Below are 16369 nucleotides of genomic sequence, written 5' to 3' on the forward strand. Positions count from 1 at the left end.
CGCATCCTCCTTATTTTCCCTTGACCATCGAATTGAGCAGGCGGCTCAGCATGCCGACGAACACGAGCGGCGGCAGCGCGAGCAGCACCGTCGACGCATTGATCACGCCCCACGGCACTTCCTGGCCGAGCGACGTGAACGCGGACGCGACCACCGGCAGCGTCGCGCTGCGTGACGACGTGAGCGCGAGTGCGATCATCAGTTCGTTCCACACCAGCACGAAGCTGAACACGATGCCGCCGAGCAGCGTGCTCGCGCACACCGGCAACGCGATATGCAAGAACACGGCGTACGGACCGTAACCGTCGAGCGCAGCGGCTTCCTCGATCTCGCGCGGCAGGCGCCGGAACACCGGAATCGACAACCACGTGATGGTCGACAGCGTGACGAGCAGGTACGTGACGATCATCGACAGCTTCGTGTCGTACAGCCCGAGATCGACCCAGATCGCGATCAGCGGCAATGCGACGGCGACGGGCGGCAGGAAGCGCAGCGACAGCAGGAAGAACTGGATGTCGCGTTTGCCGCGCACCGGGTAGCGCGCGATCGCATACGCGGCCGGCACACCGAGCAGCGCGCCCAGCAGCACGGCGGCGCCGACGATCGCGATGCTGTTGCCGAGCCCGATCAGCACTTCGGGGCTCGACAGCACCTGCTCGTAGTTCGCGAGCGTCGGCACGAAGAAGAAGCGTGGCGCGGGCGTGACGATGTCGAGCAGATGCTTGAGCGAATTGAGCACGGCCCAGAACAGCGGGAACGCGGCGACGAGCAGGATCGTGCCGGCGCCCACGGCCGTGGAAATGGTGGCGGCACCGCGCCGGGCCATCAGTCGTCCCATTTGTTGACCCTCTTCCAGATGAGCGTGAAGACGAGCGTGGTCGCGACCATCATCAGCACGGCCATGCCCGACGCATACGACACCTTGCCGGCGAGGCCGATGCCCTGCTGATACGCATACAGGTCGAGCGTTTCGGTCGCGATGCCGGGGCCGCCCTTGGTCATCACGTAGATCAGGTCGAACGAGCGCAGCGATTCGACCATCTTGATGAACACCAGGCTCACGAGCGGCGCCTTCAGCATCGGCAGCGCGATGTACGCATGCACCTGCCACGTCGTCGCGTAGTCGAGGCGTGCGGCTTCGAGCGGCTCGGGCGGCAGCGTCTCCAGCAGCTTCAGGATCACGACCGCGAAGAACAGCCCCCATTGCCACACGTCGACGAGCGCGACCGCGTACAGCGCGAGATGCGGATCGGCGAGGAACGCGGTGTGTTCGACGCCGAGCATGCCGAGCAGCCAGCTCAGGATGCCGGTGAGCGGCGCGTACATGAACTTCCAGATGAACGCGGCGGACACGCGCGGCAGCAGCACCGGCATGATCAGCACCAGCGACGCGAAGCGGCGCCAGCGGCCATGCACGCGCTCGAACAGGAACACGGCGAGCGCGATCCCCACGAGCACCGCGCCGGCGACCGTGACGACTTCCCACAGCACCGACACCTCGATCGCGTTCAGGAAGCGCCGGTCCGACGCGAGCCGGACGAAGTTGCGCAGGCCGACGTATTCGCTGTCCGGGTAGCGCAGCACGCGGTTGCGCAGCGCGAGATTGATCGCGGCGACGGTCGGGACGAGGCTCAGGACCGCGAGCAGCGCGAGCGTCGGCGCGAGGAAAACCCACGGCAGGCTCGTGCGGTCGCGGCGTGCGCGACCGCGCCGGGCGGGAATGGCAGGCTGGACACCGAGCGCGTGTCCGGCGGCCCCGTCATTTGCGTGCGCCATGTTCGAGCGCATCCTTCGCGTACTGGACCGAATCGTCGAGCGTGCCGCGCACGTCGGGCTGCGTACCGGTGAACACCTGCTCGAGCGCGATGCCGAGGTTGTCGCCGATGTCCGGCCACTGCGGCGTGCGCCAGATCGTCACCTGCGTGACCGGGTTCGTGTCGTTCAGCCCGGCCTGGATCTGCGGCGCGACGTGCTGTTTGAAGTACTGGCTGCCGATCGTGCTCGCCCGGTTGTAGTCGCTGAACACGCCGTTGCGCAGCCGTGCCTGCTCCTGGTCCTTGCTGGTTGCCCACGCGATGAAACGGCCGGCGGCCATCCGCGTGCAGTCGTCCTTCGCGCCGACCGCCGAGATCGCGAAACCGTGCCCGTACGCAGCCGACGGCAGCGGCGCGGGCGGGCGCGTGTAGCCGACCTTGCCGGCCACGCTCGACTTGCTCGAATCCTCCATCCAGTCCGCGAACGGTGTCGATTCGATCATGAACGCGACCTTGCCCGAACGGAATGCCTCGAGCGCATTGCTCCAGTCGTAGGTCGCGGCGCCCGGCGGCGCGTACTTGAACAGGTCGGTGTAGAGCTGCGTGGCCTTCACGGCGGCCGGCGAACCGAACGCGGGCTGGCCGCCCTTGTCGGTCCATGTGCCGCCCATGCCGAGCATGAACGGGGACCAGCGCCACACGTTCATCCCGGAGCCGCGCTGACCGCGAGCGACCCAGCCGTACAGCTTCGGCGGCGCATTGAGCTTCTTGATCGCCGCAACCAGCTGGTCGACCGTTTTCGGCACCGGAATGTGCGCGGCGTCGAGGATGTCGCGGCGATAGAACAGGAAGTCGCCGCCGCCGATCAGCGGCGCGAAATACGCGACGCCGTTATAGCTTGCGACCGCGCGCCGGCCGGGCAGAAAGTCGTCGTAGTCGTACTCCTTCGGGTAGTACTTGAGGAGCGGAACGATCCAGCCGGCCGAGGCGAATTCCGCGACGTTCGCCTCGTCGACGTAATAGACCTGATAGGAGCCGGCGCCCGTCGATGCGTCGAGGCGCGATTTCGCGCGGCGATCGTTCTCGCCGAAGTAGCTGATCTCGACCTTGGTGTCGTTCTTCTTCTCGTAGTCGGCCAGCGATTTCTCCATGACCGACAGGCCTAGGCTCTTCTGCGCGAGCACCCGCAAAGTCGGCACCTTGCAGACCTGTGCGGCCGCGATGCCCGGCAGACAGGCGCCGAGCAGCAGCCCGGCTGCGACGATTCGCATCTTGTTCACCCGTGTCTCCTTGATTCTGCTTGTTCGATCGCCGTCGGGCGACGGCAGGATCAATGGTGGGACGCGGGCGATGTGTTCACCACATCAAAAGAAAAGCCGGATCGATACTTTCTGCTCAGGATCCGTCGTGCGATGCACAAAATGTGTTGGTCGATGGCGATGCCGGGTTGGCATTCATCGCCGGCTTTTGTAAAGAAGCCACGGCAGCGCGATCGAACGACGCGTGCCTGTTCAACCGGCACGCGTCATCACGCTCAAATGTGGCCCAGCAGCACCAATATCACGACGATGACGACGATCAGCCCGAGGGAGCCCGATGGCCAGTAACCCCAGCTTCGACTGTGCGGCCATGAAGGAAATGCTCCGATCAACAGCAGAATCAGAACGATGATAAGGATTGTACCGAGCATCGCACCCCTCCTGAACTTGTTCGACATGACGGTGCTTGCGGGCGCAATTCCCGTGCCGCCAGGCACGGTCGTCGGCGCGAGCCGGTGACAGCGCACTGTTTGAATACCGTGAATTCATGCAATGAATACCGTCCGATTCAGAAAATAAATTTCAAAAATGCAAACCCGGTCGCTATGCTGAGCCATCGGTTTCCCCTCAGGCGGGCATGCAATGGCTGAACTTTTTCTGGTGCGGCACGGGCAGGCGTCGTTCGGCACGGACGATTACGACCGGCTGTCCGCGGCCGGCGACCAGCAGGGCGTCTGGCTCGGCGAATACTTCGCGCGGCAGGGCCTGACGTTCGACCGCGTGATCTGCGGCACGATGAACCGGCATGCGCAGACGGTCGATGCGATCCTGCGCGGGATGGGCGGCGAAGGCGTGCAGGTCGACCGCCACCCCGGCCTGAACGAATACGACTTCCACGGGCTGTTCGCGGCAGCGGCGAACGACTATCCGGAGGTCGCGCGGCTCGCGGCCGGCTCGATGAAGGAATACTTTCGCGCGCTGCGGCAGGTGCTGCACCTGTGGGCCGACGACAAGCTCGGCGACACCGCGCCCGAAACCTGGGCGCATTTCCAGCAGCGCGTCGCCGATGCCCGCGCCGCGATCCGCCAGGGAGGCGGCCAGCGCGTGCTCGCGGTGAGCTCCGGCGGCCCGATCGCGGTGACCGTGCAGCAGGTGCTTGCCGCACCGCCGTCGAGCGCGATCGCGCTGAACCTGCAGATCCGCAACAGCAGTCTTTCGCAGTTTTTCTTCAACGCCGAAGCGTTTCACCTCGCGTCGTTCAACGGCATTCCGCATCTGGAGGATTCGGAACGACACGCGTGGCGCACCTACGGCTGACCCCACGAACGATCGCGACGATGACGAACCCTTCCCAGCCCCTCGACGTAGCTCGCCTCACGCGCTATCTGGAAGCGCACGTGCCGGGTTTCGAAGGCCCGCTCGACATGGAGAAGTTTGCCGGCGGCCAGTCGAACCCGACCTTCCTGCTGCACGCGAAGAGCGGCCGCTACGTGCTGCGCCGTCAGCCGCCCGGCGAGCTGCTGAAATCCGCGCATGCGGTCGATCGCGAATTCCGCGTGCTGAGTGCGCTGTCGGGCACGGCGGTGCCGGTCGCGCATCCGTATCACCTCTGCGAAGACCGCGACGTGATCGGCAGCCTCTTCTACGTGATGAGCTTCGAGGACGGCCGGATCTTCTGGGATCCAGCGCTGCCGGAGCTGCCGAAGGCCGATCGCGCGATCTGCTACGACGCGCTGCTGCGCACGATGGCCGCGCTGCACGACGTGGACGTTCACGCGGTGGGCCTCGCCGACTACGGCCGCCCCGGCAACTACTTCGAGCGACAGATCGGCGTGTGGACGAAGCAGTATCGCGCGGCGGAAACGGAGCGCCTCGACGCGATGGAGACATTGATCGACTGGCTGCCGAAAGCCTGCCCCGAGGACACCGGCCGGCCCGCGCTGGTGCACGGCGATTTCCGGATCGACAACCTCATGTTCGCGCGCGACGACTATCGCGTGCAGGCCGTGCTCGACTGGGAACTGTCGACGCTCGGCAACCCGCTCGCCGATCTCGCGTATTTCTGCATGTGCCTGCGCCTGCCGTCGGGCGGCGAGGTGCGCGGGCTCGCGGGCCAGGATCGCACCGAACTCGGCATTCCCGACGAAGCGGCGATCGTCGCGCGCTACTGCGAACTGCGCGGGATCGCGCCGATCCGCGACTGGCATTTCTATCTCGCGTTCAGTTTCTTCCGGCTCGCGGCGATCGCGCAGGGCGTGAAGGCGCGCGCGTTGCAAGGCAACGCGTCGAGCGAGCAGGCGCTGCGCGTGGGCGCGATGGCCGGCCGGCTGGCCGAAATGGCGGTCGACGTGATCGGCGCGCATCGCTGACATCGCGGACATCGCTGGCATCGCTGGCATCGCCGGCATCGCTGGCATCGCCGGCATCGCCACGCGGCGGCACGAAAAACATCAATGGAGGAGCACAGCAACATGGCAACGAATCTGTTCGACCTGACGGGCAAGGTCGCGCTGGTGACGGGCGCGAGCCGCGGCATCGGCGAGGAAATCGCGAAGCTGCTCGCGGAGCAGGGTGCGCACGTGATCGTGTCGAGCCGCAAGCTCGACGATTGCCAGGCGGTCGCGGACGCGATCGTCGCGGCGGGCGGTCGCGCGGAAGCGCTGGCGTGCCACGTCGGGCGGCTGGAGGACATCGCCGCGACCTTCGAGACGATCCGCGGCAAGCACGGCCGGCTCGACATCCTCGTGAACAACGCGGCCGCGAATCCGTATTTCGGACACATCCTCGATACCGATCTCGCCGCGTATGAAAAGACCGTCGACGTGAACATCCGCGGCTACTTCTTCATGTCGGTCGAGGCCGGCAAGATGATGAAGGCGCAAGGCGGCGGCGCGATCGTCAACACAGCGTCGGTGAACGCGCTGCAGCCGGGCGACCGTCAGGGCATCTACTCGATCACGAAGGCCGCGGTCGTCAACATGACGAAGGCGTTCGCGAAGGAATGCGGACCGTTCGGCATTCGCGTGAACGCGCTGCTGCCGGGCCTCACGAAGACGAAGTTCGCGGGCGCACTGTTCGCCGACAAGGATATCTACGAAACCTGGATGGCGAAGATTCCGCTGCGCCGCCACGCGGAGCCGCGCGAGATGGCCGGCACGGTGCTCTATCTCGTGTCGGACGCGGCGAGCTATACGAACGGCGAGTGCATCGTCGTCGACGGCGGCCTGACGATCTGAGCGCGCGATGAAACTCGACAGCTACGCCGGGCAGGCCGTGATGATCACCGGCGCCGCGAGCGGCTTCGGCGCGCTGCTCGCGAGCGAGCTGGCCGCGATGGGCGGGCGGCTCGTGCTCGGCGACCTGAACGAGGCCGCACTCGAACGGGTGGCCGCGCCGCTGCGGGCGGCCGGTGCCCATGTGATCGCGCAGCGCTGCGACGTGCGCATCGAAGCGGAGGTCGCGGCGCTGGTGCAGGCGGCGGTCGGGTGCTTCGGGCGGCTCGACGTCGGCATCAACAACGCGGGCATCGCCCCGCCGCTGAAGGCGCTGATCGATACCGAGGAAGCCGATCTCGACCTGAGCTTCGCGGTGAACGCGAAGGGCGTGTTCTTCGGAATGAAGCACCAGATTCGCCAGATGCTCGCGCAGCGCGAAGGCGTGATCCTGAACGTCGCGTCGATGGCCGGGCTCGGCGGCGCACCGAAGCTGGCCGCGTACGCGGCGTCGAAACACGCCGTGGTCGGGCTCACGAAGACGGCCGCGATCGAATACGCGCGCCACGGCATTCGCGTGAACGCGGTGTGCCCGTTCTACAGCACGACGCCGATGGTCACCGACAGCGACATCGGCGATCGCCAGGATTTTCTCGCACAGGGCTCGCCGATGAAGCGGCTCGGCCGCCCGGAAGAAATCGTCGCGACGATGCTCACGTTGTGCGCGAAGGAAAACACCTATCTGACCGGGCAGGCCGTCGCCGTCGACGGTGGCGTCTCGGCCTTCTGAAACGAACGGACGGAACACGAAAATCTCGAGGAGTCGATCATGGACTTTGGCTACACCCCGAAAGTGGAAGAACTGCGCGAGCGCGTGCGCGCGTTCATGGACGCGCACGTCGTGCCGCGCATCCGGCAGTGGAACGAGGAGGTGCATGCAGGGCAGTATCCCGTGTCGTTCATGGAGGAACTCAAGGAACGCGCGAAGGCCGAAGGGCTGTGGAACCTGTTCCTGCCGCACCTGAAGGACGACGAGCCCGGCACGGGCCTGACGAACCTCGAATACGCGCCGCTCGCCGAGATCATGGGGCGCGTGGGGTGGGCGTCGGAGGTGTTCAACTGCAACGCGCCGGACACCGGCAACATGGAGCTGCTGCACATGTTCGCGACGCCCGAGCAGCGCGAACAGTGGCTGCTGCCGCTCTTGCGCGGCGAGATCCGTTCGGCGTTCGCGATGACGGAGCCCGACGTCGCGTCGTCGGACGCGACCAACATCACGACCCGCATCGAGCGCGTGGGCGACGAATACGTGATCAACGGCCGCAAGTGGTTCATCACGAACGCCGCGCATCCGAATTGCCGAATCTTCATCGTGATGGGCAAGACCGATCCCGACGCGGAATCGCACCAGCAGCAGAGCATGATCCTCGTGCCGCGCGACACGCCGGGCGTGACGGTCGTGCGCAACATCACGGTGGTCAATCACTACGCACCCGAAGGGCACTGCGAGATCACGTTCGACAACGTGCGCGTGCCCGCGCGCAACCTCCTCGGCGAGGAAGGCAGCGGCTTCGCGCTCGCGCAGGCGCGCCTCGGGCCGGGCCGGATTCATCACTGCATGCGTTCGATCGGCGCGGCCGAGCTCGCGCTGGAACTGATGATCGACCGCGCGCAGTCGCGCGAGGCGTTCGGCAAGCCGCTGAACCGGCACGGCACGATCGGCGAATGGATCGCGCGCTCGCGCATCGAGATCGACCAGGCGCGCCTGCTGGTGCTGAAAGCCGCATGGATGATCGACAAGGTCGGCGTGAAGGCGGCGCGCAAGGAAATCTCGATGATCAAGGCGCTCGTGCCGACCGTCTACACGGACGTGTGCGACCGCGCGATGCAGGTGTTCGGCGCGATGGGCCTGAGCCCCGACACGCCGCTCGCCGACCTGTGGACCTGGGGCCGCGCGCTGCGCTTCGCCGACGGCCCGGACGAGGTGCACCTGCAGGCGATCGCGCGCATGGAGATCAAGGACGCCGTGCGCGGCTCGACCGAGCCGTATCTGACGCGGCCGCCTCGCGGCTGAGCTGCCCGCAGCGCGGGAGGCGACGTGGCGAAGCGGGAGACGCACGCTGTATTAAGATGCCGGCAAGGAGATCCGGCGATGCGCCTTTCGAAGATTGATCTGAACCTGTTCGTCGTATTCGAGGCGGTCTACAACAAGCGCAACCTGACGCGCGCGGCCGAGGTGCTGAACCTCACGCAGCCGGCCGTCAGCAATGCGCTGGCGCGGCTGCGCAAGACGCTGAACGACCCGCTGTTCGTCAGCACGCCGGGCGGGATGATGCCGACGCCGATGGCCGAGAACATCGTCGGTCGCGTGCGCGAGGCGCTGCAACTGCTCGATTCGAGCGCGCACGAAGGCGACGTGTTCGACCCCGCTTCGTCGGAGCGCGTGTTCCGGCTCAGCATGAGCGACCTGACCGAGGCGCTGCTGCTGCCCGCGCTCGGTGAACTGCTGCAGACGCATGCGCCCGGCATGCACGTGCGCAGCTACACGATGGATCGCCGCGAAGTGGCGACCGCGTTTGCGAACGGCTCCGTCGACATCGCGATCGACGCGCCGCTGATCGGCGATCCGCACCTGCGCCAGGCGCTGCTCGTGCGCGACCGCTACGCGTGCATGATCCGTGACGATCATCCGTTCAGGGGCGACACGCTGACCATGGACGACTACCTGTCGATGGGACACATCCACGTGTCGAGCCGCCGCAAGGGCAGCGGGCACGTCGATGCGGAACTGACGCGCCTCGGGCTGCGCCGCAACATCCAGATGCGCGTGCAGCACTACATGGTCGCGCCGCTGATCGCGATGCGCGGCGATCTCGCGCTGACGGCGCCGCTCAGGCTGCTGCAGCGCTACCCGGCGCGGATTCTCGAACTGCCGTTCGAGATGCCGGCGCTCGAATACTTCTGCTACTGGCATCGCAGCGCCGATCAGGATCAGGGCAGTCGGTGGCTGCGTGAGCAGTTGATGATGCTGATGGGCGGGATGGGCGAGCCGCAGTGAAGGGCGCGGTGTGCGCATCGCGCGTTCGCCCGCGTGTACCGGCTCAATACGAATCGTCGTCGAAGCGCGACGATGCGGGCCGGCGCTTCATGTCCTTCACCCAGGCCCTGACCTGATCCGGATCCTCGAATTCGCGCAGCGCGACGGTCAGGTCCTGGTTGCCGCGCTGCATGCCGGCGATGTCGCGCGCGAGCATGCGCAGGACCGTATCGGGCGCGACCTTGGTGGACGACGCGATGCCGTAGCTCCGCCGAAAATCGTTCTCGACGTGCTGGATCTCCTGATCGAGTTCGCGCAGTTGTTCCTCGAGGATGTCGTTGTAGCGCGCGAGCCGCGCTTCGCTGAGGCCGTCGATCGCGCGCCGATCGATCTGTTCGATCTCCAGCTGCAGCTCCAGCAGTTGCAGCAGGTTGCCCTTCTCGTATGCGCGGTTGACTCGCTGCATCAGCGCGGTCTTGCGTTGCTGTTCCTGCGGATCGGTTTCGCGATCGGGGTGCAGCGCGCTCGCGAGCTTGCGATAGATCTCGCGGATCGATTTGCTCGATTCGGCCTGCTCGGCCTCGATCCTGGCCTGCGCGGCCGACTGCTTCGGCGATTTCTTGCGCTTTGCGCGCTGGGCCTCGCGGGCTGCGTGAGCGGCCATGTCGCGTTCGAACTGTGCGTCGAGTTCGGCCTGCATCCGTTCGGCGAGTTCGTCGGGCGACAGTGAGTCGAGATCCTTGGCCGGCTGCGATTGCGATTGGGGCTCCCGTTCCCGTTCCGGTTCCGTCGGCTCGGGCTCGGCCGCCGCGTTGCCGACCCGCCCGGATTCGGTGTGCCGGTTGTAAATGACCTTCAACGTCGCGTCGTCGGTGACGTTCAGCAGGTCACGCGCCATGTCGGCGATCAGGTCGGACAGCGTGCGCTGTTCGGCCTTGCTCAGGCCCTTCTGCAGGAACGTGTCGTCGAGCAGGTGAATCAGCCTGATCCGCAGCGTCGTCGACTCCCGTTCGAGCGGCAACAGCCCGTCGACGAACTTCTTCTGGAACGCAGGCATCACGGCTTCCCACGCGCCGAGCCGCTCGCGCCGCTTTTCGATGTACTTGACGAGCGTATTGAAGGTTTTCTGGGCTTTCGACAGGCTGGCTGTCTCGTGACCGGGCGCGATGGCGACCGCGGCACCGCGACGTGCGGTCATGATGAATGTCCTCCGGCCGCGGCAGGGGGCGCGGCAGGCCGGTATTTTAGCCGGACGGGCGCGCTCCGTCCGGCGTGCGGCGTTACAGCACGGCCATCGATTTCGTCATGTTCCGCTTCATGTAGTCGAGGAAGCGCATGTGGAACGGCATCGTGTGTTCATGCGCGCCGCACCGAACGTCGACGCGTTACCGCTTCGCCGCCGCCACCGCCGGCGCACCCGAGAACGAGCCCGGTGCGCCGGTCGAGCCGTAAGCGGCTTCGCTGCTCTTGTGTTCGGCGAGGCGCTTCGCGGCGAGGCGTTCCTGCGCGGCGAGGATGTCGTCCGGATAGTTGTCGCTGTCGCCGGTCGACGGGTTGTAGCCGACCGATTCGAGGTCGAGCAGTTCCTGGCGCACCTGCGCACGCGTGAGCGTCGAGTGCGACGACTGCGCGTAAGACGCGGTCGGTGCGGCGAGCGGCACGGTGGCGATAGCGGCGGCGATGGTGGCGATAATGGATTTCACGATTTCCTCAGAAGGTTTCGTTGCGGTCCGGCGCGAATTCGACGAGCCGGACCGACGTGACAAGTTCGGGACCCCGGATCGATCGGATAAACGGCGAATCCTGGCGAGCTGTGTTCCGGAATGCGCGAGAGGACGCGGCATATGACAACGCGATTTACGCGTCGGCGTTCGCCGCGACCGCACGCCTCGCGTTGACTGGGGCGGCCGCATCAGCGGCGCGCGGCGCGGTAATCGATGGCAACCGGAACCGTTCGGCGGCGAGATCGACGAACGCGCGCACCTTGCCGGGCAGGAACTCGCGGCCCGGGTACACGAGCGACACGGCCACACCGTCGTTCACGATGCGGTAGTCGCCGAGCACGCGCGTCAGCGTGCCGATGCGCAGGTCGTTCGCGATCGCGTATTCCGGCAGCAGCGCGATGCCGCTGCCCGCGAGCGCAAGCTGACGCTGCATCAGCGCGCTGTTCACGGCGACGGTCGCATCGAGCTGGATTGCGTCGAGCGTGCCGCTCGGGCCGGCCCACCGGTAAGTTCTCGCGCCGGCTGCGAGGCCGACGATCCGGTGTCCGTCGAGATCGGCCGGCCGCCGCGGCGCCGCTACGTCGAGCAGGTAGCCGGGCGATGCGACCGCGACGAGCGGCGCATGCACCAGCGTGCGCGACACGACGGATACCGACGTGATCATCGTGTCGGCGACGATGCCGGCGTCGAACCCGCCGCCGAGCAGGTCGACTTCCGATTCTGTCGGCGCGATGTGCAGCGACACGTCCGGATGACGTGACTGGTATTCGGCGAACAGACCGGCCAGCTCCGTCGACATCAGGCTGTGCAGCACGACGACGTGCAGATCGCCGCAGATCCTGCTCGACTCCTGGGTGGCGCGCGACTCGATTTCGGAGAGATCCATCAGCAGCGCGCGGCAGCCTTCTGCATAGCGGACGCCGACTTCGGTCAGCACCGTCTTGCGGGTCGAGCGTTGCAGCAACTTCACGCCGAGGTGCGATTCGAGATCGCCGACGTAGCGCGTCACCAGCGACGGAGAAAGATTCAGCTGGTTGGCGGCATGGGAAAAATGATGCGTGTCTGCAACCTTGAGAAAGACCCGCATCGCACTGAACAGATGATTCACGACGGCTCCTGTAGCAGTGGTGTCACGGACGGCGGGATCAACTGCCGAAGTAGACGTTGCAGAAGCTCACGGGGCCAACGCAGTCCGAATCCTGCGCGGCCGGGGTGCGGATTGGCGTCTGGCCAAGCGGAGCCGCAACCTTCGGTGCGGCATTGGCGCGCACGCTGCTGCCATCGTTCGAGCGCGCGGCGAGTTGCGCAGTACCGGGTTCGGTGGTCGCGTTTGCTTGTTGCCGGGCTGTGGGCGCCGCCGGTTGATGCTGGGCGAATGCGCTGGCGGTGACGGCGGCGCCGGACAGCGCGATGAGTGATGCGGCTAAAGAGGTAACGACAGGCTTGAACATTTAGGATTCCGAGATTAAGAATGTGGTTTATTGCCAATTCGATTCGGGATGTCGGCGTGGTCGAGTCGTCTTGTCGATGGCCGGGGCGTGTCGGATTCTTCTTGTCGAATGTGTCGGCGTAGTGCGGAAGGATCGTGCGACATGGGTACCGGGGCCTCTCGACGCCGGGATTCGGCGCGGCCGATTCACCAGGAATCGATGACGAAAGGATGAAGGAAAACCCTAATCGTGTCCAAGGCGAATTTCCGATGTGGTCGATAAGGCAAATCGATCATTCGTCGATAAATCCGGCATGCGTTTTCACATGCCGAAGAATTCGGAATCCAAAGTTAAAAGGGAGATGTGCAGGCGAACATGCACGCGCGCGTCGCATCCGTCATGCGGATGCGGCGTCGTAGCGTAACGGCGGGATGTGCAACGTGTGCGGTTGGCCCCGCCTTGCGGAGAACGTCAGGACGGGGTGCGTGAAGTCAGCGTGCGCAGCGACGACAGGCTGCCGTGCTCGAGCATCTCGCGCACCATCTCCGCGAAGGCCGTCGACGCAACCGTGCGATAGGCGCCCTTGCGGCGCAGTAGCGCCACCGTGCGCACCGGAAACGGCGGATCCAGAGGCACGTACTGCAGGTCGCGATGCTCGAACTCGATCGTGCCGGGCAGGATCGTCGCGATCTTGCCGCGGCTCACGATCTTCAGCACTGCACTGATCGAATTCGCCTGCAACGCGACATCGGGCTGCATGTCGTACGACTGGAAATAGCTGTCGACGTAGAAGCGCGACACGAAGCTGGTCGTCAGCAGCGCGAGCGGCGTGCCGGCGAGCTGGGTCGGCGTGACGGGCTCGCGCTGCGCGGTCAGCGGATGCGTGCGGCCGACCACCAGCATCAGTTGCTCGGGAAACAGCGCCTCGGCCTCGATTTCGTCGGAACGCACGTCGACGAACCCGAACGCGAGGTCGACCTGGTCGTCGCCGAGCGCGTTCTCCACCGCGTCGAGGGACATCTCGGTGATCTCGACGACGACGCCCGGATAGCGTTCGTGAAACTGCTCGATCACGGGCGCGACGAGGTATTCGGTGAAGGTGGGCGTGAAGCCGATCCGCAATTGCCCGCGCGACAGGTCGTGCACGTCGTGCAGTGCGCGCTGCGCGGTGAGCAGGTCGGCGTACGCGCGTCGCGCGTATTCGAGGTAGACGCTGCCGAAATCGGTGAGCTGCACCATGCGTCCGCTGCGGTCGAACAGCTGTGCGCCGAGCTCGTCCTCGAGTTGACGCACCTTCTGCGACAGCGCCGATTGCGACACGCTGAGCGCCTCGGCGGCCCGCGTGAAATTGCGGTGCTCGTCGATGGCCAGCAGGTAGCTGATGTTGCGAAGCAGGGGGCTGCGTTGGGTGAACTTCATCTTCCGCGGAATGAGTCGCTGGTCGCGTGGGTCGGGTATCACGCCATTATGCGCCGGTTGCCGTGCGATGGACCGGGGCGATGCGCGACGCGGCGGTACGTCGCCGCGCACGCCGCCGCTGCCGGGCGTGTCCGCGGCGGCGGCGTGCAGCGGCCCGGCCGCAGCGCCTGCGACGCGAACCGGATCACGAGCCGCCGGTCGTTCGATCGTCAGGTCGTCGGGAGCGCTCATTGCCAGCCGCCTCCTAGTGCGAGGAACGTCGCGATCTGGCCGTTGTTCACGTCCTGCTGCGCGGCGGCGACGGCCGTTTCGGCGGCCAGCCACGTGCGCTGAGCGTCGAGTGCCGCGAGCCCGCCGACCCGGCCGCTCCGCCATAGTTCGTGGGTGCGCTCCATCACGTCTCGCGCGGCGTCGCGCGACGCCTCGAGGCGTTGCAGCCGGTCGAGCGCGCTCGCGTAAGTGTCGAGCGACGTCTCGGCCTCGCGCAGCGCGGTAAGCACCGTCGAATCGAAATGCGCGAGGCTCGCGCGGCTGTCGGCCTGTGCGGCATCGATACGATCGCGGATCGTGCTGCGATGCAGATCCCACGTGACCATCGGGCCGACCGCGAAACGGTTCGTCAGCGGTGTGAAGAACGCGGCGGCGCCGCCCGTCGAACCGATGCTCGCGCCGAGCTTGATGTCCGGATACAACGCGGCCGTTTCGACGCCGATGCGTGCGGTGGACGCGGCGAGTCGGCGCTCGGCCGCGCGCACGTCGGGGCGGCGCTCGAGCAACGCGCGTCCGTCGCCGGACGGAATCGGTTTCGACAGTTCGAGCGGCTTGCTGCACGACAGCAGCGCGCGATCGTAGTTTTCCGGCGGCCGCCCGGTCAGCGTTGCGAGACGGAACGCCGCATTCAATCGGCGTGACTGCAACGGCGCGAGCAGCGCGCGGCTGTTCTCGATGCCGCCCTGGTCGCGCTGCTGCTCGAAGGCCGGCGCGCGGCCGCTCGCGATCAGCTGGCGTGTCAGCGCGAGGCGCTGCTGCTGGACCGCAATCGAGCGTTGCAGCACGTCGATCTGATTGCCGGCATTGCACAGGTCCGAGTACGCGCGTGCCACTTCCGCGGCGACGTTCACGCGCACGAGGTCGCGCGCTGCGGCGACGGCCTCGTTGTCGGCCGAGGCCGCCTCGATTCCGCGCCGGATTCCGCCGAACAGGTCGAGGTCGTAGCTCATCGTGAGCCCGATGTTGTAGATCTCGTGGCGCGGCGGCTCGACATGCGACAGCACCGCCGCGGCCGACTGCTGCGTGTAGTTCGTCGATGCATCGGCGCCGACACTCGGCTCGCGCGCCGTGCGCGCCGCCGCGAGCAGTGCATTGCTGCGTTCGAGGTTCGCCTGCGCGGCGCGCAGGTCGACGTTGCTCGCCAGCGCGTTTTCGATGAGGCGGTCGAGCACCGGATCGTCGTAGAGGCGCCACCAGTGATCGGGGAGCGGATCGCTCGACGCGATCGACGCACCCGCAACGAATGCGCCGTTGGCGGCCGGCGTGTTCGCGAGCGCATCGGCCGGCACGCGATAGTCGGGGCCGACTTCGGCACAGGCGGCGAGCGCGATGCACAGCGCGGCGATGGCGGTCGTACGCAGGCTTACCATGGCAGGCTCCGGCGCACCGTGACGTCGCCCGCACGCGCATGAATCTCGACCGTCGCGGTTTGCCCCGGCACCAGGCGCACGCCGGGCGGCACCGAATCGATCACGACGCGCACCGGGATGCGTTGCGCGAGCCGCACCCATGTGAACGCCGGGTTAACGTTCGCGAGCTGCGCATCGCCACCCGCGCGCTCGCGATCCTCGACTCCGCCGGCGATGCTCTGCACGTGGCCGCGGATTTCACTTGCGACGCCCATCAGATAGATGCTCGCCGGATCGCCGACATGAATCGCCGGCAACTTGGTTTCCTCGAAGTAGCCTTCGACGCGCAGCGACATGTCGTTCACCAGCGCCATCGCACCCTTGCCGGCGTTCAGGTAAGCCCCGGGCAGCAGCCCGACGTTGGTCACCGTGCCGTCGATCGGCGCGCGCACGAGCGTGCGTTCGAGGTTCAGCGCCGCGAGGTTGCGCGCCGAGCGCGCCTGCGCGAGTGCTGCGCGCAGCTTCTCGACACGCGTCGTGCCCTGCTGCGTCGACTCTTCTGCAACCACGTCCGGCATCGCGCGATTGCGACGATCCTCGCGAATCGCCTCGTCGAGTTCGGCCTGGTCGCTCGCGACGATTGCGTCGGCCTGCTGAAGGGCGATCTGATAGCGCGACGGGTCGATCACGAGCAGCACCTGGCCCTTCTTCACTTTCTGGTTGTCGTGCACGCGAACGTCGGTGACGAGGCCGCTGACGTCGGGCGCGATCGGCACCACGTCCGCGCGCACCTTGCCGTCGCGCGTGAGTGGTTCGATCTGGTAGCGCACCCACAGCCCATAGATCGCGCCGAGGATGCCGAGTAAGACCGCGACCGTCAGCACGGTACGCAACAGGGGGATGATTCGCTTCATG

17 protein-coding genes are annotated in these 16369 nt (G+C 66.4%); 6 read left to right on the forward strand and 11 right to left on the reverse strand.

Translation table 11 applies throughout. The features are described 5' to 3' along the window. Nucleotides 1-10: 10 nt before the first annotated feature. The 4 genes from ACV22W_RS21130 to ACV22W_RS21145 all read right to left on the reverse strand — a co-directional run bounded on the left by ACV22W_RS21130 (nucleotide 11) and on the right by ACV22W_RS21145 (nucleotide 3444). Nucleotides 11-838 (reverse strand): carbohydrate ABC transporter permease, encoded by an 828-nt coding sequence (locus ACV22W_RS21130; RefSeq protein WP_448021478.1) that lies wholly within the window; start codon nucleotides 836-838, stop codon nucleotides 11-13. Beyond that, nucleotides 826-1776, reverse strand: coding sequence for a carbohydrate ABC transporter permease (locus ACV22W_RS21135; protein WP_448021479.1), 951 nt, complete (start codon nucleotides 1774-1776; stop codon nucleotides 826-828). Before ACV22W_RS21135 ends, ACV22W_RS21130 begins: the two co-directional genes overlap by 13 nt. Further along, nucleotides 1760-3025 carry an ABC transporter substrate-binding protein gene (locus ACV22W_RS21140; RefSeq protein ID WP_448021644.1) on the reverse strand — a complete coding sequence of 422 codons (1266 nt, stop codon included), beginning with the start codon at nucleotides 3023-3025 and terminating at the stop codon, nucleotides 1760-1762. The genes ACV22W_RS21135 and ACV22W_RS21140 overlap by 17 nt, the downstream gene beginning before the upstream one ends. Nucleotides 3026-3288: 263 nt before the next feature. Beyond that, on the reverse strand, nucleotides 3289-3444 hold the full coding sequence (locus tag ACV22W_RS21145) for a DUF3309 family protein (RefSeq protein ID WP_448021480.1): 156 nt from the start codon (nucleotides 3442-3444) through the stop codon (nucleotides 3289-3291). Between the two features lie 211 nt (nucleotides 3445-3655). Here ACV22W_RS21145 and ACV22W_RS21150 point away from each other — a divergent pair, with 211 nt between their 5' ends. The 6 genes from ACV22W_RS21150 (at nucleotide 3656) to ACV22W_RS21175 (ending at nucleotide 9283) form a co-directional block, all read left to right on the forward strand. After that, entirely contained in the window at nucleotides 3656-4330 is a 675-nt protein-coding gene (locus tag ACV22W_RS21150; protein ID WP_448021482.1) for a histidine phosphatase family protein, read from the forward strand. A 20-nt stretch (nucleotides 4331-4350) separates the two neighbouring features. Then, the gene (locus tag ACV22W_RS21155) at nucleotides 4351-5382 is read left to right on the forward strand and encodes a phosphotransferase (RefSeq protein WP_448021484.1); all 1032 of its coding nucleotides are present in this window, start codon (nucleotides 4351-4353) and stop codon (nucleotides 5380-5382) included. A gap of 102 nt (nucleotides 5383-5484) precedes the next feature. Beyond that, the gene (locus tag ACV22W_RS21160; RefSeq protein ID WP_448021486.1) at nucleotides 5485-6249 is read left to right on the forward strand and encodes an SDR family oxidoreductase; all 765 of its coding nucleotides are present in this window, start codon (nucleotides 5485-5487) and stop codon (nucleotides 6247-6249) included. A 7-nt stretch (nucleotides 6250-6256) separates the two neighbouring features. After that, entirely contained in the window at nucleotides 6257-7015 is a 759-nt protein-coding gene (locus ACV22W_RS21165; RefSeq protein WP_448021488.1) for an SDR family NAD(P)-dependent oxidoreductase, read from the forward strand. 39 nt (nucleotides 7016-7054) lie between these two features. After that, nucleotides 7055-8299, forward strand: a complete 1245-nt coding sequence (locus ACV22W_RS21170; protein WP_448021490.1) for an acyl-CoA dehydrogenase family protein — start codon at nucleotides 7055-7057, stop codon at nucleotides 8297-8299. A gap of 78 nt (nucleotides 8300-8377) precedes the next feature. Then, complete coding sequence (locus ACV22W_RS21175) at nucleotides 8378-9283, forward strand: LysR family transcriptional regulator (protein WP_448021492.1); 906 nt, start codon at nucleotides 8378-8380, stop codon at nucleotides 9281-9283. Nucleotides 9284-9326: 43 nt separating this feature from the next. On the opposite strand, the gene ACV22W_RS21180 is transcribed toward ACV22W_RS21175, so the two are convergent. The 7 genes from ACV22W_RS21180 to ACV22W_RS21210 form a co-directional block, all read right to left on the reverse strand. Further along, nucleotides 9327-10460 carry a molecular chaperone DnaJ gene (locus ACV22W_RS21180; protein ID WP_448021493.1) on the reverse strand — a complete coding sequence of 378 codons (1134 nt, stop codon included), beginning with the start codon at nucleotides 10458-10460 and terminating at the stop codon, nucleotides 9327-9329. 187 nt (nucleotides 10461-10647) lie between these two features. Continuing rightward, nucleotides 10648-10965 (reverse strand): DUF4148 domain-containing protein, encoded by a 318-nt coding sequence (locus ACV22W_RS21185; protein ID WP_448021495.1) that lies wholly within the window; start codon nucleotides 10963-10965, stop codon nucleotides 10648-10650. 154 nt (nucleotides 10966-11119) lie between these two features. Further along, entirely contained in the window at nucleotides 11120-12094 is a 975-nt protein-coding gene (locus ACV22W_RS21190) for a LysR family transcriptional regulator (protein ID WP_448021497.1), read from the reverse strand. A 37-nt stretch (nucleotides 12095-12131) separates the two neighbouring features. Then, nucleotides 12132-12437 carry a hypothetical protein gene (locus ACV22W_RS21195; RefSeq protein WP_448021499.1) on the reverse strand — a complete coding sequence of 102 codons (306 nt, stop codon included), beginning with the start codon at nucleotides 12435-12437 and terminating at the stop codon, nucleotides 12132-12134. Nucleotides 12438-12887: 450 nt separating this feature from the next. Next, nucleotides 12888-13835, reverse strand: coding sequence for a transcriptional regulator CynR (gene cynR / locus ACV22W_RS21200; RefSeq protein WP_448021501.1), 948 nt, complete (start codon nucleotides 13833-13835; stop codon nucleotides 12888-12890). Nucleotides 13836-14062: 227 nt separating this feature from the next. Next, complete coding sequence (locus ACV22W_RS21205) at nucleotides 14063-15475, reverse strand: efflux transporter outer membrane subunit (RefSeq protein WP_448021503.1); 1413 nt, start codon at nucleotides 15473-15475, stop codon at nucleotides 14063-14065. Further along, nucleotides 15469-16368, reverse strand: coding sequence for an efflux RND transporter periplasmic adaptor subunit (locus ACV22W_RS21210; RefSeq protein WP_448021504.1), 900 nt, complete (start codon nucleotides 16366-16368; stop codon nucleotides 15469-15471). Before ACV22W_RS21210 ends, ACV22W_RS21205 begins: the two co-directional genes overlap by 7 nt. Nucleotide 16369: the final 1 nt, after the last annotated feature.

The organism is Burkholderia sp. AW49-1 (assembly GCF_053427845.1).